Annotated in this window: 23 protein-coding genes; all 23 read right to left on the bottom strand. The window is 64.0% G+C overall.

Going from position 1 to position 22259, the window contains the following annotated elements:
• Positions 1–14 precede the first annotated feature (14 nt).
• Positions 15–1658, bottom strand: coding sequence for an MFS transporter (locus X741_RS150130; RefSeq protein ID WP_023778478.1), 1644 nt, complete (start codon positions 1656–1658; stop codon positions 15–17).
• Between the two features lie 334 nt (positions 1659–1992).
• Complete coding sequence (gene fliQ, locus X741_RS150135) at positions 1993–2259, bottom strand: flagellar biosynthesis protein FliQ (RefSeq protein ID WP_013893193.1); 267 nt, start codon at positions 2257–2259, stop codon at positions 1993–1995.
• A 12-nt stretch (positions 2260–2271) separates the two neighbouring features.
• A complete protein-coding gene (gene flgD, locus X741_RS150140) occupies positions 2272–2667 on the bottom strand; it encodes a flagellar hook assembly protein FlgD (RefSeq protein ID WP_031250183.1) in 396 nt (131 codons plus the stop codon).
• Between the two features lie 11 nt (positions 2668–2678).
• Positions 2679–3122, bottom strand: a complete 444-nt coding sequence (gene flbT / locus X741_RS150145; RefSeq protein WP_023765762.1) for a flagellar biosynthesis repressor FlbT — start codon at positions 3120–3122, stop codon at positions 2679–2681.
• Positions 3119–3466 (bottom strand): flagellar biosynthesis regulator FlaF, encoded by a 348-nt coding sequence (gene flaF, locus X741_RS150150; RefSeq protein WP_023765761.1) that lies wholly within the window; start codon positions 3464–3466, stop codon positions 3119–3121. Before flaF ends, flbT begins: the two co-directional genes overlap by 4 nt.
• Before the next feature lie 28 nt (positions 3467–3494).
• Entirely contained in the window at positions 3495–4538 is a 1044-nt protein-coding gene (locus tag X741_RS150155; protein WP_023778477.1) for a flagellar hook-associated family protein, read from the bottom strand.
• A gap of 4 nt (positions 4539–4542) precedes the next feature.
• Positions 4543–5997: a flagellar hook-associated protein FlgK gene (gene flgK, locus X741_RS150160; RefSeq protein ID WP_023778476.1), complete on the bottom strand. Its 1455-nt coding sequence runs from the start codon at positions 5995–5997 to the stop codon at positions 4543–4545.
• 27 nt (positions 5998–6024) lie between these two features.
• Positions 6025–7281: a flagellar hook protein FlgE gene (locus tag X741_RS150165; RefSeq protein WP_023765758.1), complete on the bottom strand. Its 1257-nt coding sequence runs from the start codon at positions 7279–7281 to the stop codon at positions 6025–6027.
• Positions 7282–7360: 79 nt separating this feature from the next.
• Positions 7361–8029, bottom strand: a complete 669-nt coding sequence (locus X741_RS150170; protein ID WP_013893200.1) for a response regulator transcription factor — start codon at positions 8027–8029, stop codon at positions 7361–7363.
• Positions 8030–8239: 210 nt separating this feature from the next.
• Positions 8240–8827 carry a transglycosylase SLT domain-containing protein gene (locus X741_RS150175; protein ID WP_051410475.1) on the bottom strand — a complete coding sequence of 196 codons (588 nt, stop codon included), beginning with the start codon at positions 8825–8827 and terminating at the stop codon, positions 8240–8242.
• The gene (locus X741_RS150180) at positions 8757–10148 is read right to left on the bottom strand and encodes a flagellar hook-length control protein FliK (RefSeq protein ID WP_023778474.1); all 1392 of its coding nucleotides are present in this window, start codon (positions 10146–10148) and stop codon (positions 8757–8759) included. Before X741_RS150180 ends, X741_RS150175 begins: the two co-directional genes overlap by 71 nt.
• Positions 10145–11512, bottom strand: a complete 1368-nt coding sequence (locus X741_RS150185) for a chemotaxis protein (protein WP_023778473.1) — start codon at positions 11510–11512, stop codon at positions 10145–10147. The genes X741_RS150180 and X741_RS150185 overlap by 4 nt, the downstream gene beginning before the upstream one ends.
• Complete coding sequence (locus X741_RS150190) at positions 11509–12894, bottom strand: MotB family protein (RefSeq protein WP_023778472.1); 1386 nt, start codon at positions 12892–12894, stop codon at positions 11509–11511. Before X741_RS150190 ends, X741_RS150185 begins: the two co-directional genes overlap by 4 nt.
• Positions 12891–13517 (bottom strand): hypothetical protein, encoded by a 627-nt coding sequence (locus tag X741_RS150195; RefSeq protein ID WP_023778471.1) that lies wholly within the window; start codon positions 13515–13517, stop codon positions 12891–12893. The genes X741_RS150190 and X741_RS150195 overlap by 4 nt, the downstream gene beginning before the upstream one ends.
• Before the next feature lie 3 nt (positions 13518–13520).
• Positions 13521–15164, bottom strand: a complete 1644-nt coding sequence (fliF, locus tag X741_RS150200) for a flagellar basal-body MS-ring/collar protein FliF (protein WP_023778470.1) — start codon at positions 15162–15164, stop codon at positions 13521–13523.
• A 129-nt stretch (positions 15165–15293) separates the two neighbouring features.
• Entirely contained in the window at positions 15294–16364 is a 1071-nt protein-coding gene (locus X741_RS150205; protein ID WP_023778469.1) for a flagellin, read from the bottom strand.
• Between the two features lie 266 nt (positions 16365–16630).
• A complete protein-coding gene (locus X741_RS150210; RefSeq protein WP_023778468.1) occupies positions 16631–17689 on the bottom strand; it encodes a flagellin in 1059 nt (352 codons plus the stop codon).
• A gap of 251 nt (positions 17690–17940) precedes the next feature.
• Positions 17941–18672, bottom strand: coding sequence for a flagellar type III secretion system pore protein FliP (gene fliP / locus X741_RS150215; protein WP_023778467.1), 732 nt, complete (start codon positions 18670–18672; stop codon positions 17941–17943).
• On the bottom strand, positions 18669–19160 hold the full coding sequence (locus X741_RS150220; protein ID WP_023765747.1) for a flagellar basal body-associated FliL family protein: 492 nt from the start codon (positions 19158–19160) through the stop codon (positions 18669–18671). The genes fliP and X741_RS150220 overlap by 4 nt, the downstream gene beginning before the upstream one ends.
• 17 nt (positions 19161–19177) lie before the next feature.
• The gene (flgH, locus tag X741_RS150225) at positions 19178–19888 is read right to left on the bottom strand and encodes a flagellar basal body L-ring protein FlgH (protein ID WP_023778466.1); all 711 of its coding nucleotides are present in this window, start codon (positions 19886–19888) and stop codon (positions 19178–19180) included.
• Positions 19885–20469 carry a MotE family protein gene (locus X741_RS150230; RefSeq protein ID WP_032927980.1) on the bottom strand — a complete coding sequence of 195 codons (585 nt, stop codon included), beginning with the start codon at positions 20467–20469 and terminating at the stop codon, positions 19885–19887. Before X741_RS150230 ends, flgH begins: the two co-directional genes overlap by 4 nt.
• 3 nt (positions 20470–20472) lie before the next feature.
• Entirely contained in the window at positions 20473–21561 is a 1089-nt protein-coding gene (locus X741_RS150235) for a flagellar basal body P-ring protein FlgI (RefSeq protein ID WP_224730695.1), read from the bottom strand.
• Between the two features lie 149 nt (positions 21562–21710).
• On the bottom strand, positions 21711–22259 hold the full coding sequence (gene flgA, locus X741_RS150240) for a flagellar basal body P-ring formation chaperone FlgA (RefSeq protein ID WP_023778464.1): 549 nt from the start codon (positions 22257–22259) through the stop codon (positions 21711–21713).

Below are 22259 nucleotides of genomic sequence, written 5' to 3'. Positions count from 1 at the left end.
GTCCGCGACCGCCGTCAATGCTCGATCGGTCCCTTGGCCATCACGAGCGTCGTGCCGGCGGTCGTCGGACGCTCGATCACACGACGCACGCGCGGCGGCTCGTCGCCGCTGTGCAGCGCCCGCAGGCGTTCGCCGACCATGGCGTCGGCATGGGTGATGCGGCTATTGTGCCTGACATATTCGAGCCAGGTCGGCGTGTGATAGTGCTCGATCCATATCGTGGGATTTTCGAGATCGCGCGCCAGCGTCCAGTTGCGGGCGCCGTCGCGGCGGCGGATGCGTCCGCGTTCGGCCATGGTGGCGAGGAATTCCGCCTCGTCCTCGTGCCGGATCACATATTCGATCATGATGGCGATGGGACCGCTGCGCGGCTTCAGGTCGAGCGCCAGATGCGGCTCCTTGAAGCGGTTGAGCGGGTCGAGGTTCAGCACCTGCTGCTGCGGCAGCGGCAGTACGAGGCCGATGGCGCCGCCGGCCAGCATGGCGATGGCGGCCGCGATCAGCGCCGTTTCGGCGCCATGCGCATCGGCGACGACGCCCCAGATCCAGCTGCCGAGCGCGATGCCGCCGAAGGTCGCGGTCTGGTAGACCGACAAGACCCGGCCGACCACCCAGCGCGGCGTCGCCATTTGCACCGTGACGTTGAAATGCGAGAGCGCGATCACCCAGCAGGCACCGCCGACCAGCAGGCCAAGCGATGTCTGCCAGGCATGCTGGCTGATCGCCGCATTGAAGGCGCAAACCGCGAAGCCGGCGAAGGCGCAGCGCACCATCGTCTCGCTGGAGAGCAATTGCCGCAGCCGCACGCTGATCAGCGCGCCGCCGACCGCGCCGATGCCGAAGGCCCCGAGCATGATGCCGTAGGTCAAGGCGTCGCCCTTGACGACGTCGCGCGCCACAAGCGGCAGGAGCGCCAGGACAGCGCCGGCGCTGAAGCCGAAGGCCGCGCCCCTGACCAGCACCTTGCCGATGTTGGGCGACATGGCGACATAGCGCAGGCCGGCGCCCATGGCCGCGCCCAGCGACTCGCGCGGCAAGGTCGATACCGGGACATCGGGCTTCCAGCGTGCCATCACGACGATGAGGCCGATATAGCTCACCGCATTCGCCGCAAAGGCGGCCGCGGCACCAGCGGCGGCGACGATGATGCCGCCGATCGCCGGGCCGACGCTGCGCGTTAGATTGAAGCCCATGGAATTCAGCGCGACAGCCGCAGGCACCTTGTTGCGCGGAACCATGTCGCCAACGGAAGCCTGCCAGGAGGGGCTGTTAAGCGCCGTGCCGCTGTCGATCAGGAAGGTGAAGGCCAGCAGCGTCCAGGGCGTGAGCAAATTGTAGTAGGTGAATACGGTCAGAAGCACCGAGACGAACAGCATGAAGGTCTGGGCGACCAGCATCACCTTGCGCCGGTCGAAGCTGTCTGCGATGGCGCCGGCGACGAGCGCGAACAGCATGATCGGCAAGGTGGTGGAGGCCTGGACCAGCGCGACCTGATAGGGCGAGGTGGCGATCGTTGTCATCATCCAGGCCGCGCCGACGCCCTGGATCAGGCCTCCGAAATTCGAGACGAGACTCGCGGCCCATACGCCGCGGAAGATGCCATGCCGGAAGGGCGCCAGCGCCGAGACGCCTTCGCTTTCCGGGTTTTCGTCAATCATGAATGGGTTCCTGCCACGGCGTGCTGATCCTTGCGCTGATCGTTTCCCCGGATGGTTTGCCGAAACTATGGCATCGCGCCGCAAAGGGCGAATGTCTTGCGCGGAAGATCATGGTCCAACAAGGGGATAGCAAAGGGCCACGCTTCCACTGGCTTGCCGGATGCCTTATCTCAACGTGCCTCGCGGCATGCAGCATCTCGGTAGGTGGCCCGCGGTCTGGCCGCCGGCATGCAAGCGAAGGAAAAGCTCCATGCCGCCCCTGGCAAACGCTCTCCTCAAAGCGCAGCAAGAATGGGTCCCTAAAACCCCTTGATCAAAACGGATACTTCCAGGCTCAGAACCCGTTCTGGATGCGCTCGAAGATGACGTTGGTGAAGGCCGATATCTGGCCGCCGATGAACGGGCCGGTCAGCGCCACCACAAGCATGATGGCGACGATCTTCGGGACGAAGGTCAAGGTGATCTCCTGGACCTGCGTCAGCGCCTGAATGAGGGCGATGCCGATGCCGACCGCCATGGCGACCAGCACGACCGGAGCGGACGCGGTCAGCACCGTCCACACCGCATACTGGACGATGTCGAGTGCGTCGGCCTCGTTCATGTGGCGGTTGGCCTAGCTTGCCGGCTTGATCGACACGCCTGCGCCGACGGGAACCTGGGTGCCATCCTGCAGCACAGCGATAAGTCCGTTGCTGGCGAGCGTCACCGAAGCCACCGTTCCGGTGGTCTTGCCGTCGGCCGAGGTGATCGTGCGGCCGATGATGGCGTCGGCCTGCGACAGTGCGGAGGACTGCATGATCTGCTCGAGCTTGGTGTTTGTCTGAACCGACTGCTCGACCTGCGAGAAGGTGGCGAGCTGGGCGACGTATTGCGTCGAATCCATCGGCTTGGTCGGATCCTGGTTCTTCATCTCGGCGATCAGAAGCTTCAGGAAGGACTGGTAGTCGACCGCTGTCTTCGAGGTCGACGTGGTGGTCGAATTGGAGCCGACCGGTATCGTCGTCGTCATGTCCACGGTCATTAGTAGCGTGCTCCCACGGCAAGCGGGCGCGACGCGCCCGGTACATCGTCATTGCCGCCAAGCGCGCGGCGTTCGAGAGTATAAAGCGAACGGATCGCCTTCAATGCCTCGTAGATATGGTCCTCGCCGACCATGCGGTCGATCTGCTTCAGCGTGCCACAGATCTCGGCGTCCTCGAAGCTGGCCAGGAATAGGGGCAGGGAGCGGCGGAACATCTCGCGCGCTTCGTCCGCGCCGGCGGGGTTCATCAGCATGACCTGCAGGATGAAGTACAACTGCCTGAGCGGTGTCGAGGCCTCTTCGGCCTGGATCACATGGCTCTCGAGCAGAAACTGCACATCGTTCATCAGTTCGACGGTAACCTTGCGGTCGACGCGGATGACGGCGCCGTTGATGTAGATCTTCTCGTTCGGCTTCAACGAGATCTTCAGCGTGTTGGTCATTGAATGCCGTCGCGGATGATCTGGGACACTTCGATCAGCCCTTCGAAATTGTCGGTGCGACCCTGGCGAATATCTTCCGCCTCGCGCAGCAGCCACAGACCGATGGAAATCAGGTTGGCGCGCAATTCCTTGGGAAGCGCATTGTCGCTGGAGCCGAGATCCTCGACGAAGGTCGTCCAGACACGGTTGGTGAAATGCAGTGCCTCCACCGCCTCCTTCGAATCCTGGCCGGCGGCGGCCGCCGCCGACAGCATGTCGATCGAGCGGGTCAAAAGCTCACGCTCACGGTCCTTGGCGTCCGAGACGGAGGTGCTTTGAACGTCGGCGTAGGAGAATTGGTACATCGTTGGCTCTACCGTTCCGCTGGAGTTGTCAGGTCAGGTAATTCAACAGGCTGAGCTGCTGCAGGCGCGCTGTCAGAGCAAAGGACGTCTCGATATGCTGCGTCAGATCGGCGACGCGGGTCGCGGCTTCCGCCGGGTCGACGGCTTCGAGATCGAGAATGTGCCGTTCGAACAGGTCGACCTGCGTCTTCATGCGGTCGCTGGCGTCCGAGACACGCTTCTGGACGATGCCGGTTTCCGACTGGACCTGGGCGATGCCGCTCAGCGCCTCGCCTACCAAGATCTGCGAGCGGCTAACGATCGTATCTTTCGCAGCCTGGCTGATGTTTGTGGACATCAGGCTGCTGACCATGGCAGCGGCCATGGCAAGCTTCTTGATGCCATCGCTGTTGGCGCCGGTCGAGGTCTCGGTGGTTTCGTTGAGCGCGATGCGGCTGACGATCTGCTGGTCGGTGGCATTCGACATGTTGGCCTGCCAACCAGAGCCGAGGAACTGCGGCTCGACGTCGTTGGTGATGAAGTCGTCCATCTGGGCGGCGGTGATGTTGGCGGCGAGCGGGTCATTGGGCGGGAAGCCGAAATTGGCGACGAAAGAGGCGTCGAAGGCGGCTTTGGCGGGTGAGCCGGGCGCGGTGAAAGCGTTGATCGGCTTGACGTCGGTGTTGGTGCCAGCAAACAGGTATTCGCCGTTGACGCTGGTGTTGAGGATCGAGGCAAGCTGCTGGATCGTCGTCTGGCCGGTCGACCGGGTCAGGCTGTCGGAGTTGTCGCCCGACGATGCCGTGGTCAGGCTGGACAGGAAGGTCTGCGCGACGCTTGAGAGCTGGCCGAGCGAGGTCTGGGTCGATGAAAGCCGGGCCGCGACCAGTCCGTTCGAATCGACAATGACGTTGAGCCGGTCGAGATCGCGCGAAAAGGTGACGGACTGGGCGGTGCGTCCACCCAGCGCAAGTCCAACATCGGCGATCCTGCCGGTCGAGGACTCTTTCGTGGCTTTGACAAGATCGGCCTGCATGCGCATCTGCTGATAGCGCGCGGCGTTCGAAAGGGCAGCAGAAGAGACGGAAGTCATGGCTTTATCCCACCGCGCTCAACAGCGCCGTCATCATGTCGTCGACTGTCTTCATCATCCGGGCCGATGCCTGGTAAGTGTGTTCGAGATCGAGCATCAGCGACATTTCCTGGTCGATATTGACTCCGGTCGCGTTGGACAGCGCGTCGGCGCTGCGCTGTGCCAATGCCTCCTTGGCGTCGGCGGCGGTCGAAGCCTGCTGGCGCACGCTTTGGAGCCAGCCGATCGAATTGGCGGCGTAGTCGGAAACGCTGGACGTCGCCGAAATACCCGCCGCGGAATCGAACGTCATCGGGTTGTCGAGTCGGTCGCCATAAGCGATCAGGAGGTTGGAATAGGAGGCGCCGCCCGTGGTGTTCGCGACATAGGCCACACCGTTGGCGCCGCCATCGCGCAGCAATGTCGGGTTGCCGCCGACGGTTGGATCCATCGCGGCATTGATGCCGATCGTGCCGGCAAGACCGTTGACGAGCGTGCCCGCGGCCGGCACCGCCGGCGCGCCAGACCAGGTGAACAGGCCGGCGGCGTTGGGCATCGACGGGGCGGTCTCGGCAAAGGCGATGATCAAGCCGCGCGCGGTTTCGTCGAGCTGGCTCTGCATGGTCGAGGCGACGCCGTCGCGCAATTGCAGCAGACCGGCAAGCGTGCCGCTGGCGGTTGTGTTGCCACCGGTTCCCGCCGAAATCGGCACGTTGTCGATATAGACGGTGTTGCCGGCGGCCCCGGCGGCATAGCCGGCCGCCGGCGTGAAGCTCACCGTGCGCGGTATCGTCTCGAACAGCGTCGTGCCGTCGCCCGTGGTGATGACCATATCGTTGTCGCCGCGCGTGAAGGTCGAGATCGGAACATAGTTCGAGATCTTCTTCAGCAGCGCGTCGCGCTGGTCGAGAGCGTCGGAAACATCGGTGCCGGAACGGGTTCCGGACATGACTGCCTGGTTGGCGTCCTCGAACTGGCCAAGCAGCGAGTTAAGGTCCTTGACCGCCGTGTCGATCTGGCCGTCCGTCTGGGTTCGAAAATCCTGAATGGCCTTGGAGCCTTCATTCAGGGAGCGCACGACCTGCTTGGCCGCATCGATGACGCTCGAGCCGAGATTCTGGTTGGACGGCGATGTGGCGTAGAGCTGCAGCGCCTGCTGCAGATTGGCGATCGCCGTCGAGGGCGATGACGCGTTGTCGACACCGTTGACCGAAACGTCCAGCTGATCCATGCCGCTGTAGAGCGCGTTCTGACCGCTGTACGCCGACAGGGCACCGAGGTTCTGGCGGAACAGCAGGTCGTTGGCCGCACGCTGGACGTCAACGAAACGAGCGCCGGGCGCCGTGCTGGTGATGACGGAGATGCGGCGCGTGTAATCCGGATTGGAAGCGTCGGCGATGTTGCGCGAGACAACGCTGGTCTGCCGCGCGGTATTCATAAGCGCCGATTGGGCGATACTCAATGCGGAGGATAGCGACATGCTGGTCTTTCACGGGCGACGCCCGGTTTATCTCTTCAGGTTGACAAGGACGTCCATCAGGTCGGAACCGGTCTGGAAGACTTTCGAATTGGCGGTGTAGCTGCGCTGCGCCGCGATCATGTCGGTGAGTTCCTCGGCGATATCGACATTGGAGTTTTCGAGCGCGCCGGAGATGATGGAACCGGCCTTGCCTTCGTTGGCGAAGCCGACACGGACCGCACCGGAATCAGTGCCCTGGGCATAGACGTTGCCGGGAAGGGCCTTGAGCTGGTCCGGGCTCTGAACGTCGGCAAGCGGTATCTTGTAGAGCGGCTTGGAGGTGCCGTCCTTGTACTGGGCGTAGATGGTGCCGTCCTTGCTGATCTGGACCTTGTCGATGGTGCTCGGCGCGTTGCCGTTGACCTGGGCGTCGGAAACGGTGAAGCCGGTCCCGAGTTGGGTCAGCGTCGACAAATCGAGATTGAGGCTCGCGCCGCCCGGCACGGTGAATGAAACGCTGGTGGGCGTGCCGGTGAGTTTGCCGGTCGTGGTGTCGAAGGTCAGGTTGGCTGTGCCGAGTGCGCCGCCGGTGTAGGGGAACGATGTTCCAGCCGTCGCCTTCGACTGGTCGAAAACCGCCACCTGCCAAGTGCCGGTACCCGTGTTGGTGAAATAGACGTCGAGCAGCTTCTTGTTGCCGAGGTTGTCATAGGCGACCATCGACGATTTCGAGGTGTACTGTGCGGTGGCCGCGTTGGCGCCGGGCAGGTTGGCAGTGGCGACCGCTGTCGCACCTGCAGGCAGATTGCCGCTGAAGCTACCCGCGGTGCTCGGAGTCGCGGTCAATCCCTGGTCTGAGATGACAACCGGCTCCAGACCTTCGAAGCCGTTCACTGTCGCAGCCGGCGTGCCGTTGGCGTAGCTGTAGGCCATCAGCTGGAAGCCGGCCGCGTTGACCAGGCGGCCCTGCGCGTCGGGAACGAAGGCGCCGGCGCGGGTCAGATAGGGCGTACCGCTGGGATCCTGGACGACAAAGAAGCCATCGCCGCTGACGGCAAGGTCGGAGACGGAGGTGGTGTATTGGAGCACGCCCGGATCGCTGACCGCCTGCCGGATTGTCGTGGTGACGCCGCCGGAATTGTAGGCGCCACCCGTCGACGGCATGATCAGAGTCGAAAATTCGGCGGAGGATCGCTTGTAACCGGTGGTATCGGAATTGGCGATGTTGTCGGCTGTCGTCGACAGGCGGTTGGCCTGTGCGTTCATGCCGGAAACGCCGGTCCGCATCATTCCGTAGAGGCTCATCGAGATGTCTCCGCAATATCCATGCCACTGGCGGCGAGGCTACGCGCCTTGTCTTGCGCGAAGCTGGCGCGATACGGCATCAGAACACCAGCCGGTAGCCGAGGAAGCGTTTGGAATCGATCGGGTCGGTGCCCAGCTTCTCGCGCAGCTTCTTGCGCAGTTTGCTGATGTGGCTTTCGACCACGTTCTCCTCGACCTCTTCGTCGAAGATGCCGTAGATGGCGTTGAACACCTGGGTCTTGGTAACCCGGCGGCCGCGGTTGCTCGCCAGATATTCGAGGATGCGGCGTTCACGGCGCGGCAAGGGCAGCGGCTGGCCGTCGATCTCGGGATCGCGGCCGTCCATGAAGATGCGCATGGCGCCGATCTCGGTGTAGGCGACGTCCTCCTGGGCGCGGCGGCGAATGGCGGTGATGCGGGCCAGGATCTCTCTGATGTGGACGGGCTTGCGGACGACGTCGTCAACGCCGCTCTCGAACAACCGCAGCGTGTTTTCCAGCGAATGCTGTTCACTGAGAGCAATGACAGGAGCTCCGGTGCGGTCGCGGATCTGGCGTGGAGAGATCGAGCCTTCGCGGCAGTCGCCGATGAGGAAGGCGCGGACCGAGCGCAGATCGGCGTCGGCGGCCGAGTTCACCCACTCGCCGAACTCGCCGGGCGCGAAACCCGCGCAGGCGACCCCCTCGCGGTCGAAAAGTGAATTGTATCCCTCTGTTACGAGCTCTCGCTCGTCAACGATAACGATCATCGGCCCCGCCTCCGAATCAGCACATTTGCCCCGTGGAAAGAGGCGTAACCGGTGGCGGGAATCCTGAACACGGTCATTTCTTGTAACTAGTTTCTTGGGAGTCTGGAATCGTGCCGGTTGCATTAGCGTGCAGCCAAATATGCTTGAGGGGCCAAGTCAAAATGGAGCCACGGTGCAGTGCGGCTAGCATATAGGAGGCTGAAAATACGCCTATGGGTTGCAGAAGGACCGGGCGTTGGTTGTCCATTTGCCAAAACCGGTGGCAACCATGTTGGCGATGACCCGGCAGACATAGACCTTCTGCGCCGGGTTGTTGTCGGGACCGGCATGATAGCGCGCGACGGCCATCGACCAGGTCTCGTGGCGGGCATGGAGACCGGCCAGGAAACGTGCCGCGTAGTCGACATTCTGGCGGGGGTCGAGCATGTCCTCAACGCTGCGGAAATGCGAGGCGTGGTAGTGATGATTGATCTGCATGCAGCCGAGATCGATCAGCGTCTTGCCCTCGCGCTGGGCGTTGGCGAAGGTGGCAAGTGCCTCGGTCCGGCTTTTCGGGAAGACTGCTTTTCCTTCTATGTTCAAAGCGTTAGGCTGAAGGCTGCCTTTCTTACCGGTCTCTGTCAGGCCAACCGCGTAGAGGATGCCGGCGGGTATGCCGTAGCGGTCGGCGGCACGCAGGATCTCGGGCTCGCAGGGATTGGCGGCGGCAGCGGCGCCGCCCGCAAGGCTAGATAAAGATATCGCCGCCAGCGCGCTCGCGAGAAGGCGAAACGGCGCGGCCGTGTGCTTGCGCGTCATCGTGGTTACCCCTTGCGGATTGCTGGCCGGGTTGCTGGCCGCCGGCTCCACCATTGCCGCCGCTGGAATTTCCGGGCTGAAAGGACGACTGGTCGCGGTCAGGCACCGCGGTCATCGACGCGGTTGCATCCGTCCGAGTTGTAGCCCCAACCGCCACCGACGGTTGCATGATGGTGACCTTATCAACCTCGAAGCCCAGCCCGCGCAGCGACTTGACGATCGCCTCGCTATCGCTGGAAAGCCGACGGTAGGCATCGTGTGTTTCGGGCTTCAGTTCAATCGAGAGTTGTTCTCCGGAGAGACGAAGGTGTGCCGTGACCAGGCCCAGTTCGGCCGGGTGGAGTTCGATCTTCAACACATGTGTCGGAACGGCAACAGGGCTGGCCAGTTGGGTGGCCGCGGAAGCCGTCGAATGCACCTGCTGCGGGCCGCCATCGGCGGTTATGGCGCCGATCACGCTGAGCGCTGCCTGGCTCATCGGCGCCTGCGGCGGGGCAGGGAAGTTGCGTTCGGAAACCACTTCGATGCGCCCGGCCGTCGAGAGCCGTTTTCCTGGTTCGGAACGCAACGAAGACTGAACGTCGGCGATGGACTTCAGCTGTGGCGCCGCCTGTTTCGGATCCACGCCGGGTACGTCGGCCGGGGTCGTCTCCGGCAAAGGGCCGGCGGCGATCGCATTGTCGCGCCGTGGCGCGCCAGCGGCGGCGTCGCGCGCGGACGGGTCGTCAAGTTTCGTCAACGGCCCGTCGACGAGCGACGCCCGCTCAGGCTTCGACATAGGTTCGACGTCGCCATTCCCGGCGGCCGACTTCGGCCTGTAGCCCTTCGGCAGAACCTGCCCCTCGACAGCGGCGTTCTGGCCGGTTTCGCCGACGTCGGCCGACTTGGTCGATGTCGAGAAATGGCGCAGGTCATGAAATGCCATCAGAAGCGGCAGATGATCGTCAAGTGGCGTTGCGCCGGCGTCCGACGCCGGTGTTCCAGCGTCGGTGTCCTTGGCCGCCTGGGCATCCTTGCCGTCTTTCGTGGATTTCGCCGCCGTCAATCCGGTCGGTGCGGCCCGTGCGGCCCGCGCTTTGCCGTCCGGCATCGGCTTGTCCTCGCCCGTCTGCGCCGCAAGGCCAGCGGCGAGCTTGCTCCAGCGCGGATCGCGCGACCCGGCCTCGGTCGGCGGCTGCTTTTCCGGGCGGGCCGGGTTCGCGCCGGCGTGCACCATCTTGCCGAAGCCGTCATCATCCTTCTTTCCCGGCACGGCGGGCTGGTCCGCCGTGGTGCGCGCGGCGGTAAATCCTGGCAGGCCTGGGCCGAGGCTGGGTGTCATTTCGGGGCGGCTCCAAGCATCTGGTCGATCAGGTCGAGCTGTCGACGGGTTTTCATCATGGCGGCGTCGGTCGGGTCGGTCTTGTCAGGGCTGGCCGAGGCTGCGGGCGCCGAGGCCGGGAGGACGGCTGCGGTTTCGGCCGAAGGAACCGGCGCGCTCGGCGCAACGGTCGCGACGCCATCGGCTGGCGCAACCACGGGCTGTTCGGAGGCAGCGCCTTCGACGGGCGGCAACCCGGCGGCGTCGGCGGCCTGCGCGGCGGTAACTTCGGGTTGCGTCGGCGCAGCTGCCGCGGGCGCCGGACTTGCGGCTGGAAGAGAAGCGGGTGGCGCCACCACTTCACCGGCGATGGCCTGTGCGGCGTCGAGCAGGTCGCGGTCACCATCCGACAGCTTGCTGCGATCGATCTTGCCGAGCTTGGTGCGCACATCCTCGATGGTGTCCGAGGTCACGGTGGACAGGCTGGAATAAAGCAGGGCGCGCGGATCGTCCTGATTGGTGTTGCCGTCGCGGCCCTGTTCGGCGCGCGTCGACGCGAAGGCCGACAACTCGTTCAGGCCGTCGATCGCGGCACGGCGGGCGATGCGCAGATAGATCACCTTCTCGCGCTCGGGATCCATCATCGAGGTGATGTCGGCCAGCTTGTCCTGGCTGATCGACATGTGCAGCGCGATGACCCCGGAGACGAAGGAATCCGCGAACTGGCTGGCATAGGGCGAATAGAGGTAGCGCTCGACATACTGCGTTGAAGCAAGCGCGAAACGCGCCGCGTCGCCTTGCGCCACGGCAATGCCGACCGAGCGCCGCAAGGCCGCTTCCTCGACCAGCGTGCCGGGGCTGAGCAGCTTGGCCTCATCGAGCAATTTGAGTGCCGCCGCCGGCTCGTCGCCAGCGAGAAGCGACCCCTTGACCAGGGCCAGGAATGCGCCGAGATCGCCGGGCAGCGCCATCGGATCGATCGGCTCGAGGGCTTTGATCGCGTCGCCGGGCCGGCCATTCAGATAGTCGATCACGCCCTTGGCGATGGCCAGGTCACCCGGATCGGCGGCGGCACGTGACACGGCTGCCTCGACAGTCACCGGATTGCCGCCGCTCATGCCATAGACCAGGAGCGCGCGAAAATTCTTTGGTTCCTGGAAATCCTGCGCATCCGCCTCGCGCAGACGCGCATCGGTCATCTCGAGCAGCTTGGCCTGCATCGGCATGGCGGCGTGATCGCCGGCGGCGATGCGGTCCTGGATGAGCTGCAGCGAGCGCACCAGCTGATAGGGCTGCAGCGCATCCTGGGCGAAGCCGGACGATGGATGTCCGGCGGCCAGCAGCAACAGGCCCATCATGCGGCTGGTGACGGCCACCCGTCTCATCCGCCGGCCGCCATCAATATCTCGATGCGACGGTTGACCGCCGCCATGGGATCGGCCGGATCCTTCGGTTGGCGGTCGGCGAAGCCTGCGACTTCGGTGATGCGGCGTTCGTCGACGCCGCCGCGCACGAGCATGTAGTAGGCGGAATGGGCGCGCGCCGTCGACAGCCGCCAGTTGTCGTAGCTGTCGCTGCGGAAGGGGCGTGCATCGGTGTGGCCGTTGATGCTGATGGTGCCCTTCTGGCTGTTGACGATACGGCCGATCTTTTCCATCGCCAACACCAGTTCGCGGCTCGGCAACGCCGAGCCGACTTCGAACATGCCGAAGTCGAGCTGATCGGTTATGGAGATGACGACGCCCTTGTCCGTGGCTTCGACCGAGACGCCGTCGTGCAGCTTGTCGCCGGGCTTGAAGGCATCGGCCAGCTGCCGCTTGACGTCGGCCGCCGCCTTCAGCGCGGCGGCAGTCGGTGCCTTTTCCGCGGCCTCAGGCTTCGCGGCTTCTCGGCTGGCAGGGTTAGCGTCCGCCTTGGCCGCTTCCGCGGCGTTGCCTTGTCCGGCCTCTGCATTGCTGGCCTTGGTATTGCCGGCTTTGATATCGCCGGGCTTGACATCGCTGGCCTTGGCCATCGTCGCGGCCGCATCCTTGGCCAAGGGCTCGAGGGGCGCGTCCTTGAGAGGCGGTGCCGGCGGCACGGCCTTGACCTTGGCGACCTGTGTCTCGGCGCCCTTGTCGCCGGGCTTGACCGGGTCGCCTTCGATCCTGGGGCGCTGGGCACTCGCCTCGGCGCCCGGTGCCGCGACCTGCTGCGACCAGAAATCCGGCTCGAAGGGATCGCGATAGGATGCGCCACCGGAGGCGCCGGTCGCCGGGCCGGCACTTTGCGCGCCGCCGTCGCCCTTCTGGCTGACGTTCTGCATGACGCCGGTGTCGGTGGCGATCTCCGAGAGCACCGCGTAAGGGTCGGCGAAGAGATGCTCGTCGGACCTCTCGGACTGCTGTTGTTCCTGCTTGTCCTGTTTGCGTTCGGATGTGCCCGCGCCACCGGTGCCGTCCTGCCCGCTCTTGCCTGTCGCCTGTTGCGGGCTTTCGGCGGTCGCGCCTATCGCATTCGGACCGTCACCAAGGTCTTCCAGGCCCTTGCGGCTCGAGTTGCGGTCGACCAGCTTGACGGGGTTGAAATAGCTGGCGACAGCCGCCTTGGTCTGTTCGTTGGCGGCGTTGATCAGCCACATGACCAGGAAGAAACACATCATCGCCGTCATGAAGTCGGCGAAGGCGATCTTCCAGACGCCGCCGTGGTGACCTTCGTCGTGGTCGCCATGGGCATGCCGCACGATGATGATCTCGTGCCTGCCGTGATCGGCTTCAGCGACGCTCACGACAGAACCTCGGACAGAGTTTCCGACCACTCGGCCATGCGGGTCTCGAACACCGCTTCGTCGATGTTGACGGTCAAGTCGAAGCCGGGCGCCTCGGTGAAGTCGAGATTGGCAGTGCGCGGCCCGAGCGATGCCTTCAGTGTTTCGAACAGCGAGAGCGGCCCGCGCACGGCGATACGCACTGCTTCGCTGTCGCCGACAGCTTCACGAACCGCGCCGGCCAGCGCTTCAAGCGAACGCTTCTGCACGTCGTCGCTGACGACGCCGCCAATGATGCGGGCGACCGTGGCGGCGACGAGGTCGGTGACACGCGCCTCCATGGCGTCGATGCGCGACGACACGGCGTTGCCGACATCGCCGCCGAAGCTTTCCAGAAAGATCCTCGCTTCCTCGGCATTGGCATGGCGCTCCGCTTCCAGCGCGGCTTCATGGGCGGCCGAGAAGCGTTCCGTGAGTGTGGCCTCCGCCTGGGCAACCGCCTCGGCGATCAGGATGCCGATATCGGCCTGGGATGCCGCCGGTTCAGGGGGCCGCCGAGGGTCGGCCGTGGCCTGAGGCGGGCTGACACGCTGCGCGCGCGTACCGAAATCAGGGAGGAGATCGAAAAGGGTTGCGGAGGGCATGGTCTAGGCCGCGACTTCCTGGGCCGCCCATTTGCGCAGGATCTGCGCGGTGCGTTCCTCGTTGATGTCGACCATGCGGGCAAGCCGCTCCTGCGGCGCGGGCCTGATTTTCTGACGTAGATCGTCGAGCGGGGTGGCGCCGGGCCTCGCACTGGGCAACGCGCCGACGGCGGCATTGGCGGAAGCGGCTGCCTCCGGTGTCGGCAACGAGCGCTGGACCTCATCGAAGTTGGGGCCCGAAATAGCGGGCGTCGCCTTTGCCGTCAGCGCGGCCGCCATCGGCCGCAGGCCGAAGAAGGCGACCAGGAACACCACGACGATAAAGGCGCCGGCATTGATCAGCGTGCCGGCGTGCTGGCCGATGGAATCGAGCATTCCAGCTTGCGGAACCGCCTCGCCATCCAGTCCGTCGATGAATTCGACCGCCGAGACGTCGATGACATCGCCGCGCTTGTCGTCGAAACCGGTGGCAGAGCTCACCATCTTCTGGATCTCGGCGACGCGCTTGGCGATCTTTTCGGGGGTCGCTTCCTTGCCCAGGATCGTCTTCAGCCGGTCCTGGTTGACGACGACGGCGATCGACATCTTGGTGACGGTGTAGCCATTGGAGACGGTGGCGATCTTCTTGGAGTTGATCTCGTAATTGGTGATCTCCTCCTTGCGGTCGTTCGCCGAAGAGGTCTGCGGACCCTCGGTGCTGGTCGCCTGGGTCTCCGGCAGGTTCTGCTCGACGCTGGCCGGGGTCGAAGCCTGCTTCTGGTTGCTGTTTTCGTTGGCCCGCACCGACTGCACAGAGCGTTCGACGCGGGAATTCGGGTCGAAAATGGTTTCTTCGGTCTGGCGGGTGTCGGTGTTGATCTCGGCCTTGACGCTGGCGCGGAAATTGTCCGGGCCGAGATAGGGGGTGAGCGCGCGGCGGATGTTGTCGCCGATCTGTGCCTCCACCGTCTGCTCGACGCCGAGCGTGCGGGCAGCACTGGTGTTGGAGGGATCATCGCCCGCGGCCAGCAAATTGCCGTTGGAATCAAGCACCGTCACCTTGTCGGCCGACAGGCCCGGCACGGCGGCGGCGACGAGATGGCGGATCGACATGGCGCTTTTCTCGGCGTCGATGCCGGAATAGCGGATGACGACCGATGCGGAGGGCTGTTGTTCGTCGCGGCGGAAGTTGGCGCGTTCGGACATGACGATGTGGACGCGCGCCGCCTTGATGCCTGCGATGGACTGGATGGTGCGGGCGATCTCGCCTTCGAGCGCACGCACGCGGGTGATCTGCTGCATGAAGGAGGTGAGGCCCATCGCGCCGACATTGTCGAACAGTTCGTAGCCGGCATTGGCACTGGTGGGCAGGCCCTTTTCGGCGAGCAGCATGCGCGCCTGCGCCGTGGTGCCGGCCGGCACCAGCACGGAGGTTCCGTCGGAGCCGACGTCGAAACCAATGCCGGCCTCGCCCAGCACCAGGCCGATCTGGTTCACGTCGGAACGATCGAGCCCGACATAGAGCGTGTCGTAGGCAGGGCGGTTGAGATAGACCGAGGCAATGCCGATGACGCCCATCACCAGGACGGCGATACCCGCCAGCATGGCAAGGCGTTTCACACCAAAACCGCGAAGATTCGAGATGATGCTCTGGATCTGTTCCGGCACGATAGAGCGACTCCCAGCATGACTGTCCGCCGGAACACTAGCCCTCGAAGCTTGTGCGAAAATGAAATCGGGCCGCGCTTGCGCGCGGCCCGTGAATTGGAGGTGGGGTGTCCGTCAGCTACGGCTGGATTAGCCGTTCTTGAACAGCGACAGGATCGACTGCGAGGAGCTGTTGGCGATCGACAGCGACTGGATGCCGAGCTGCTGCTGCACCTGCAGCGCCTGCAGGCGAGTCGATTCCTTGTTCATGTCGGCATCGACGAGCTGGCCGACGCCACGGTCGATGGAGTCCATCAGGCTCTGCGTGAAGGTCTTCTGCAGGTCGATGGAGCTCTTGGCGGCGCCGAGGATGGTGGCTTGGTCGGTCAGCTGGCTCATGACCTTGTCGATCTTGCCGACCATCTGGGTGATGATGTCGTCGGTCACGCCGGCCGCCGTGATGTCGAGATTGTAGGCGGAAACGTTGTCGATCCTGGCCACGACCGCGCCAGCCGCGGTTTGGCCGGCCGTGTTGGCGGCAATATCGGTGGCGCCGCCGGCGAGCGCGGTCGCATAAGCGTTGTCGTACAGGCTCTGGGCGGCCGCGGTGGCATAGACGGAGGTCTGGCGATCGAGCGTGCCTTGGTTTTTGACATCGGTCGCCAAGCCGGAATCGAACAGCTTGGTGCTCTCGACATTTATGTCGATCGTTCCGAGCGAGATCGCGCCCGATGAGGAGCGATTGAAGGACGAGACGATCTTGGCGTCAGGCTGGACACCGTCATTTGCGGCCGCGACCTGCGTGGATGTCACCGACAGGAAATTCGAACCCGAGAAGGTGGCGGCATCCGCAAAGGACTTCATCTGCGCCTGGAGCGCCGTGATTTCGGTCTGCGTCTTTGCCTTGGCGGCAGCCGTCTGGCCAATGGTGGAGAGCAGCTTGGTCTTGATCTTGCCGATCGTATCAAGCGCATTGTTCATGCCGGTATAGGCGGTGTCAACCTTCGAGGCGCCGAGACCGAGTGCATCCTGCACGGTCGACAGCGCCTGGTTGTCGGAGCGCATCGTCGTGGCGATCGACCAGTAGGCGGCGTTGTCCGAGGCCTCGGAGACCCTGTAACCCGTCGATATCCGGGCCTGCGTGTGCTCGAGCGATTTGTTGGTGGCGTTAAGGCTTTGAAGTGCCGTCAACGCCGCAGCGTTTGTCATGATGCTCGCCAAGAAACTCGCTCCTTTTTCCGAGCCGGTTTCTCAAAACCGGCATTGCCCTCGCGAGCCGCTGGCCCGCCCATGGATTGCCGTCGATTCGCCAATCCGTTGTAAGCTAATGGTTAACCATGACTAGCGCGTTATGGTTAACGGCTTGTTAAAGGCTTGCTTTCGAGAGTTAAGGAACGAGCGTTGCGCGGGGCTGGCGCAAACGCAAATCGGGCCGCGCTTTTGGCGCGGCCCGATATTCTAGTGCTGTTCGTGGTTGGTGAGAGCGATCAGCCGCGGAAGAGCGACAGGATCGACTGCGACGAACCGTTGGCGATCGACAGCGCCTGGACGCCGAGCTGCTGCTGGACCTGCAGAGCCTGGAGGCGGGTCGATTCCTTGTTCATGTCGGCGTCGACGAGCTGGCCGACACCGCGGTCGATGGAGTCCATCAGGCTCGAGGTGAAGGTCTTCTGCAGGTCGATGGAGCTCTTGGCGGCGCCGAGCTTGGTGGCGGCGGTCGTCATATCCTTGAGCGCGGCGTCGACGACGGTCATCATCTGCTGGATCTGAGTATCGCTGGCGGCCGTGGTGCCCGAGAAGATTTTCAACGAGGCGACCGAATAGGTGTCGGTGGCCGCCGCGGCAGCGCCGAGGGTCGGGGCCGAGGCCGTTGCAGCAACACCGCTGANGACCGAATAGGTGTCGGTGGCCGCCGCGGCAGCGCCGAGGGTCGGGGCCGAGGCCGTTGCAGCAACACCGCTGATGCCGAGGCGGTCGGCGTCGAGGATGCCCTTCGCGGTCGGCGTTGCGCCTGCATCATACAGCTTGATGCTTTCGACGTTGACGTCGATCGTCGAGATCGACACCGCGCCGGTGGAGCTGCGGTTGAAGGCCGAAACGACCTTGACGTCGGCAGCCGTGCCGGTAGCGGTGGACACCGAAAGCATGTTCGTGCCGGAGAAGGTGGCGCCATCGGCGTAGGCCTTCAGCTGCTTCTGAAGAGCGGCGATTTCGACCTGGGTCTTTTCCTTCGACGCATCCGTCTGGCCGTAAGATGCGGTCAGCTTCTGCTGGATCTGGTTGATGGTGGAGATCGCGCTGTTCATGCCGGTGTAGGCGGTGTCGACTTTCGAAGCGCCGAGACCGAGCGCATCCGAAACGGTGGACATGGCCTGGTTGTCGGAGCGCATCGTCGTGGCGATCGACCAGTAGGCGGCGTTGTCCGAAGCCTGGGAGACGCGATAACCCGTCGAGATGCGGGACTGGGTGGTGTCAAGGCTCTTCTGGGTGGCGTTCAAGCTCTGCAGCGCGGTCAACGCTGCGGCGTTCGTCATGATACTGGCCATGCTACTCGTACCTTGTTTTTACAGGTGTTTTTTTGACATACCGGCTTTCCCGGTATGACGGAGCGGCATCATGCCAATGACCGTTGTTTCGATCACCCGCCATCTGCGAGCGAATATGGCGGCAAGTCCCTACCAAAGGGCTAAACCGGAAGGTTAACCGAAAATAATTTGGGTAATTTCGACGATGCCGTGCACCCCGTCCAGCCCCTTCGGCGGACGGTGCTTCTACCGAGGCGTTACGGTGCGGACGATCAGTTGAACGAGCGCACCAGGCTGCCGACGAGCAGGTTCCAGCCGTCGATCAGCACGAAGAACAGTATCTTGAACGGCAGCGACACCACGGTCGGCGGCAGCATCATCATGCCCATCGCCATGGTGATGGTGGCGACGATCAGGTCGATGACCAGGAACGGCAGCACGATCAGGAAGCCGATCTCGAAGCCACGCCGGATCTCGGAAATCATGAAGGCAGGCACCAGGATGCGCAGGTCGACGGTGTCGCGCGAAACGGTCTGGCCGCGCTCGCGAGCGAGGTCGGCGAAAAGGTCGAAATCCTTGTCGCGCACATTGTGCAGCATGAAGGTGCGGAACGGATCCGAGATATTGTCGAAGGCTTCGGTCTGGCTGATCTGATTGTCCATCAGCGGCTTGACGCCGGTGTTCCATGCCTGGTCGAAGGTCGGCGCCATGACATAGAAGGTCATGAACAGCGATAGCGAGATCAGGATAAGGTTCGCGGGTGTCGATTGCAGGCCGATGCCGGCGCGCAGGATCGAGAAGGCGATGACGAAACGGGTGAAGCTGGTCACCATGATCAGCAGGCCCGGCGCTACCGACAGCACGGTCAGCAGGCCGAACATCTGGATGATGTAGCCGACGGTGGCGCCGTCGGCCTTGCCGATGCCGCCAAGATCCAGCTGCTGGGCCGCTGCGATCGATGTGGTGGCGCCAATCAGCGCCGCGGCGAGAAGGAGTTTTCTCATTCGAGCAGAAATGTCCTGATGAGTACTTGCTTGGCGTGTCCCTGACTGCGGATCGACGCGCGTTCGTCGAGATCTGCCTTCAGGTGCTGGTAGCCGCTGGCGCCTTCGATCTGGTGCATCTTCAAGGTGCGGACGAAGGCCAGAAGATCCTGATGGATGTCCTCCGACATGGCCGGCGGCTGCGGCGCGTCATAGACCACCGACACTTCCATCCTGAGCCAGGTTTCTGCGGGCGAGGCGATGTTGGTGGTGATCGGCGCCAGTGCAACGAGGGTCGATCCCGTGCCAGCTTCATGCGTGGCGGCGGGCTCGGCCGTCTTGCCCTCATTCTCCGCAGCCGGCACCGATGACGGTGCGCCGACACCCTTGAGATAGCCGCCCGACATCCAGCCCATGCCGATGGCGGCGGCCGTCACCACCAGCAGCATGGCACCCTGGACGGCGAGGGAAGGACCCTTGCGATGCTGAAGCTGTTCGACGTTGGCCACGTTTTCGCTTCCCAATCCTAGAACGGAAGAACCTGGTCGAGAACCTGCTGGCCGTAGGGGGGTTGCTGGACCTCGGTGATACGGCCGCGTCCGCCATAGGAAATGCGCGCTTCGGCGATGCGTTCGTAGGGGATCGTGTTCTCGGCGCCGATATCGGCCGGCCGCACGATGCCGGCGATGGTCAGCACCCTGAGTTCGGCATTGACACGCACTTCCTGCGAGCCTGTGATCATCAGATTGCCATTGGGCAGGACGTCGGTGACGATGGCCGCCACGTTGAGCTCCAATGTCTCGGATCGCTTTATCTCACCATCGGCGGTCGTGTCGGTTTGGGAATTCAGCGCTCCAGCGCCTTTGCCGGCAGTGCTGCCGATCTTGTCCCATTGGGCGCTGATATCGAAACCGAGCTTGCGGTTGGCGGTACGGCTCCGGTCGTTCTGGTTCTTGAAGTTGGCGCGGTCGTTGATCTTGATCCTGACGGTCAGGATGTCGCCCTGAGACAGTGCCCGTGGATCGGTGAACAGCCGGCTCTGGCGATCGTCCCACAGCGAGAATTTCTTGACCGGCGCGCGCGGCGTCTCGGGATATTTGTAAAGGGACCCGGTATCGCCGCCGTCTATGCCCGAGCCGACCGGAGAGAGGGCCGGTTCCTTGCCGACTTCCTTGAGGTTGGTGCCGCAGCCGGACAGCGCAGCCACCGCGAACAGGATGAGCGTTCTGCGGATCATGACGGATCTACCCTTCGGGCTGCGCTGGCCATGATGCCGGTGAGCGTCGCCGCCGCCTTCTGGTCCATTTCATTGAGGATGACGCCGGCCTTGCGCGAATCGAGCTTCATCAGGATGGCCGCGGCGAGGTCTGCGTTGACGATTGCCAGGCGCTCGGCCGCGGCATCGGGCTTCATGCCGGCATAGATCTTGACGACGCCGTCCTCTGCCCGGGCCAGGAAGACCTCGCGCCGCTTCAGCCAGGTCTCGTATTCGGCCTTCTTTGCGTCCAGAGCCTTCATGCGCTCGTCGATACCGGCCTGGAGCTGCTTCAGCTCCTCGGCCTGCAAGGCATAGCGGCGGTCACGGGCGGCATCGGCTATGTTTGAGCAAAAGCGCTCGATCTCGCTTTGGTCCGGTGCCTTCTGCCGTGTCAATTGCTGTGGTGCCACGGCGGGCTGCGCTCCGGGCAGAACCTGGCGAACTGTATCCTCGCCGCGCGCGCTGCCGGAAAAGGACATGGCGGCAAGGGTAGCTATGGCGAGCAGGATCGCGCCGGAGCGACGTTTTTCATGGGGTGAGAGGGAAAGGATCATCGGCATCGCCTATTGGAGAACCAGATCGGCTTGCAGGGCGCCAGCCGACTTGATGCCTTGCAGGATGGCAATGATGCCGTCCGGCTTGACGCCGAGCCGGTTGAGGCCGGAGACGAGGGTCTGCAGGTCCGGCCCGTCCAGCACGGCGACACGGGCGTCCGGCCGGCTGGCGTCGATGGCGGTGAACGGCTCGACGGCGGTTTCGCCCTTGGAGAAGGGTTCGGGCTGCACGACGCGCGGCGCTTCGGTAATGCGCACGGTCAGCGTGCCGTGGCTGATGGCGACGCGCGAAATCTTGACGTCGTTGCCGATGACGATGGTGCCGGTGCGCTCGTCGATGACGACGCGGGCCGGCGTGTCGGACTCGACCACCAGATTCTCGATCTCGGCGTAGAAGCGCGCCGCCGAAACATTCTTCGGCCGCCTGATCTGCACGGTTCGGGAATCGCGCTCGCCCGCCACGCGCATGCCGAAGCGCTGGCTGGTGTAGTCGTTGATTGCGTCGGCGATGCGGATGGCGGTCGAAAAATCGGGATTGCGCAATTGCAGCGTGAGGATCGCCTGGTCGTCGAACTCGGCTTTCACCGAACGCTCGACGATGGCGCCGTTCGGCACCCGGCCGGCGGTCGGCACGCCTTGCGTCAATTGCTCGGCCTGCCCTTGGGCGGTAAAGCCCGAAACGATGACCGCGCCCTGGCCGACGGCGTAGATCTCGCCGTCCGCCGCTTTCAGCGGCGTCATGATCAGCGTGCCGCCGGCAAGCGAGGTCGCGTCGCCCATCGAGGAGACGTCGATGTCGATGCGCGCGCCCGACTGCACATAGGGCGGCATGTTGGCGGTGACGATGACGGCGGCGACGTTCTTGGCGCGTGCGCTGCCGCCTTCGGTGGCGATGCCGAGGTTTTCGAGCATGGCGCGGATCGACTGTTCGGTGAACGGCGAATTGCGCAGGCTATCGCCCGATCCGGCAAGCCCGATGACCAGGCCGTAACCGACGAGCTGGTTGTCGCGCGAACTCTGCAGCTGGGCGATGTCCTTGATGCGCGAGGCGACCTGGCCAGGCGGCAGCGAGCTTGGCCCGGGCGAAACGCGGAACATGCGAGTGGTGGTGGCCGGATCGTATTCGGGATCGTCGTAGACGCCGCCATTCCTGGCCGCGAGTTCGCGCTTGGCCTTGGGTGTCAGGCCGTCAGCCAGCGCCGGCTGCAGGCCGAGCAAGGCCGCCAGCAGAAGGGCAAGCGGACGCATCATGAAGCGCTGACCTGGATGGTTCCGTCGGCCATCACCGTGCCGGAGAGAATCTTGCCGCTGTCGCTGTTACGAACCTTGATGAGGTCGCCGGCGGAACCGGGCTGCAATGTCACGGCGGTGGCCGATATCGTCAGGCCGCCCGAGATGAAGAAGACCTGCACGGCTGCGCCCTGTTCGACCAGCCAGGCATCGCGAACGGCTGTCGAAGGAATATAGCGGCCGGGCAGCAGCGTGCGTTTGGCGACCTTGCCCTGGAGTTCCTCGGCCAGCGTCGCCATCGCCTCGGGCTTGTGCTTGCCCGGGATCAGGGTCACCTGTTTCAAGGCGGTGAGCTCGATGGTCTCGCCGGGATAGATGACCCGGTTGGGGATCAGCACGACCTCGCCGCCGGCTTGATTGCTGGCGATCTGAGTAGCCGATTGGTTTGCCGATTGACCTGTCGATTGGTTTGTCGATTCCTGGGCGAAAGCCGGCATGCCGCCGGTCACCAGCGCAAGGACGAGCGCGGTGTGGCGGAATGCGGAGCAGGAGATCGGCATGGCCAT

It is taken from the genome of Mesorhizobium sp. LNHC221B00 (genome assembly GCF_000502935.1).
Classification (GTDB): Bacteria; Pseudomonadota; Alphaproteobacteria; order Rhizobiales; family Rhizobiaceae; genus Mesorhizobium; species Mesorhizobium opportunistum.
Note: the sequence above shows the minus strand (reverse complement) of the source record. Positions and strands in the feature narration are given on the sequence as shown.

Bases quoted from the DNA above. Each gene is read 5' to 3' on its own strand.
- X741_RS150130 (WP_023778478.1), bottom strand. From the start codon at position 1,658: ATGATTGACGAAAACCCGGAAAGCGAAGGCGTCTCGGCGCTGGCGCCC.
- fliQ (WP_013893193.1), bottom strand. From the start codon at position 2,259: ATGAACGAGGCCGACGCACTCGACATCGTCCAGTATGCGGTGTGGACG.
- flgD (WP_031250183.1), bottom strand. From the start codon at position 2,667: ATGACGACGACGATACCGGTCGGCTCCAATTCGACCACCACGTCGACC.
- flbT (WP_023765762.1), bottom strand. From the start codon at position 3,122: ATGACCAACACGCTGAAGATCTCGTTGAAGCCGAACGAGAAGATCTAC.
- flaF (WP_023765761.1), bottom strand. From the start codon at position 3,466: ATGTACCAATTCTCCTACGCCGACGTTCAAAGCACCTCCGTCTCGGAC.
- X741_RS150155 (WP_023778477.1), bottom strand. From the start codon at position 4,538: ATGACTTCCGTCTCTTCTGCTGCCCTTTCGAACGCCGCGCGCTATCAG.
- flgK (WP_023778476.1), bottom strand. From the start codon at position 5,997: ATGTCGCTATCCTCCGCATTGAGTATCGCCCAATCGGCGCTTATGAAT.
- X741_RS150165 (WP_023765758.1), bottom strand. From the start codon at position 7,281: ATGAGCCTCTACGGAATGATGCGGACCGGCGTTTCCGGCATGAACGCA.
- X741_RS150170 (WP_013893200.1), bottom strand. From the start codon at position 8,029: ATGATCGTTATCGTTGACGAGCGAGAGCTCGTAACAGAGGGATACAAT.
- X741_RS150175 (WP_051410475.1), bottom strand. From the start codon at position 8,827: ATGACGCGCAAGCACACGGCCGCGCCGTTTCGCCTTCTCGCGAGCGCG.
- X741_RS150180 (WP_023778474.1), bottom strand. From the start codon at position 10,148: ATGACACCCAGCCTCGGCCCAGGCCTGCCAGGATTTACCGCCGCGCGC.
- X741_RS150185 (WP_023778473.1), bottom strand. From the start codon at position 11,512: ATGAGACGGGTGGCCGTCACCAGCCGCATGATGGGCCTGTTGCTGCTG.
- X741_RS150195 (WP_023778471.1), bottom strand. From the start codon at position 13,517: ATGCCCTCCGCAACCCTTTTCGATCTCCTCCCTGATTTCGGTACGCGC.
- fliP (WP_023778467.1), bottom strand. From the start codon at position 18,672: ATGAGAAAACTCCTTCTCGCCGCGGCGCTGATTGGCGCCACCACATCG.
- flgH (WP_023778466.1), bottom strand. From the start codon at position 19,888: ATGATCCGCAGAACGCTCATCCTGTTCGCGGTGGCTGCGCTGTCCGGC.
- X741_RS150230 (WP_032927980.1), bottom strand. From the start codon at position 20,469: ATGCCGATGATCCTTTCCCTCTCACCCCATGAAAAACGTCGCTCCGGC.
- X741_RS150235 (WP_224730695.1), bottom strand. From the start codon at position 21,561: ATGTTCCGCGTTTCGCCCGGGCCAAGCTCGCTGCCGCCTGGCCAGGTC.
- flgA (WP_023778464.1), bottom strand. From the start codon at position 22,259: ATGGCCATGCCGATCTCCTGCTCCGCATTCCGCCACACCGCGCTCGTC.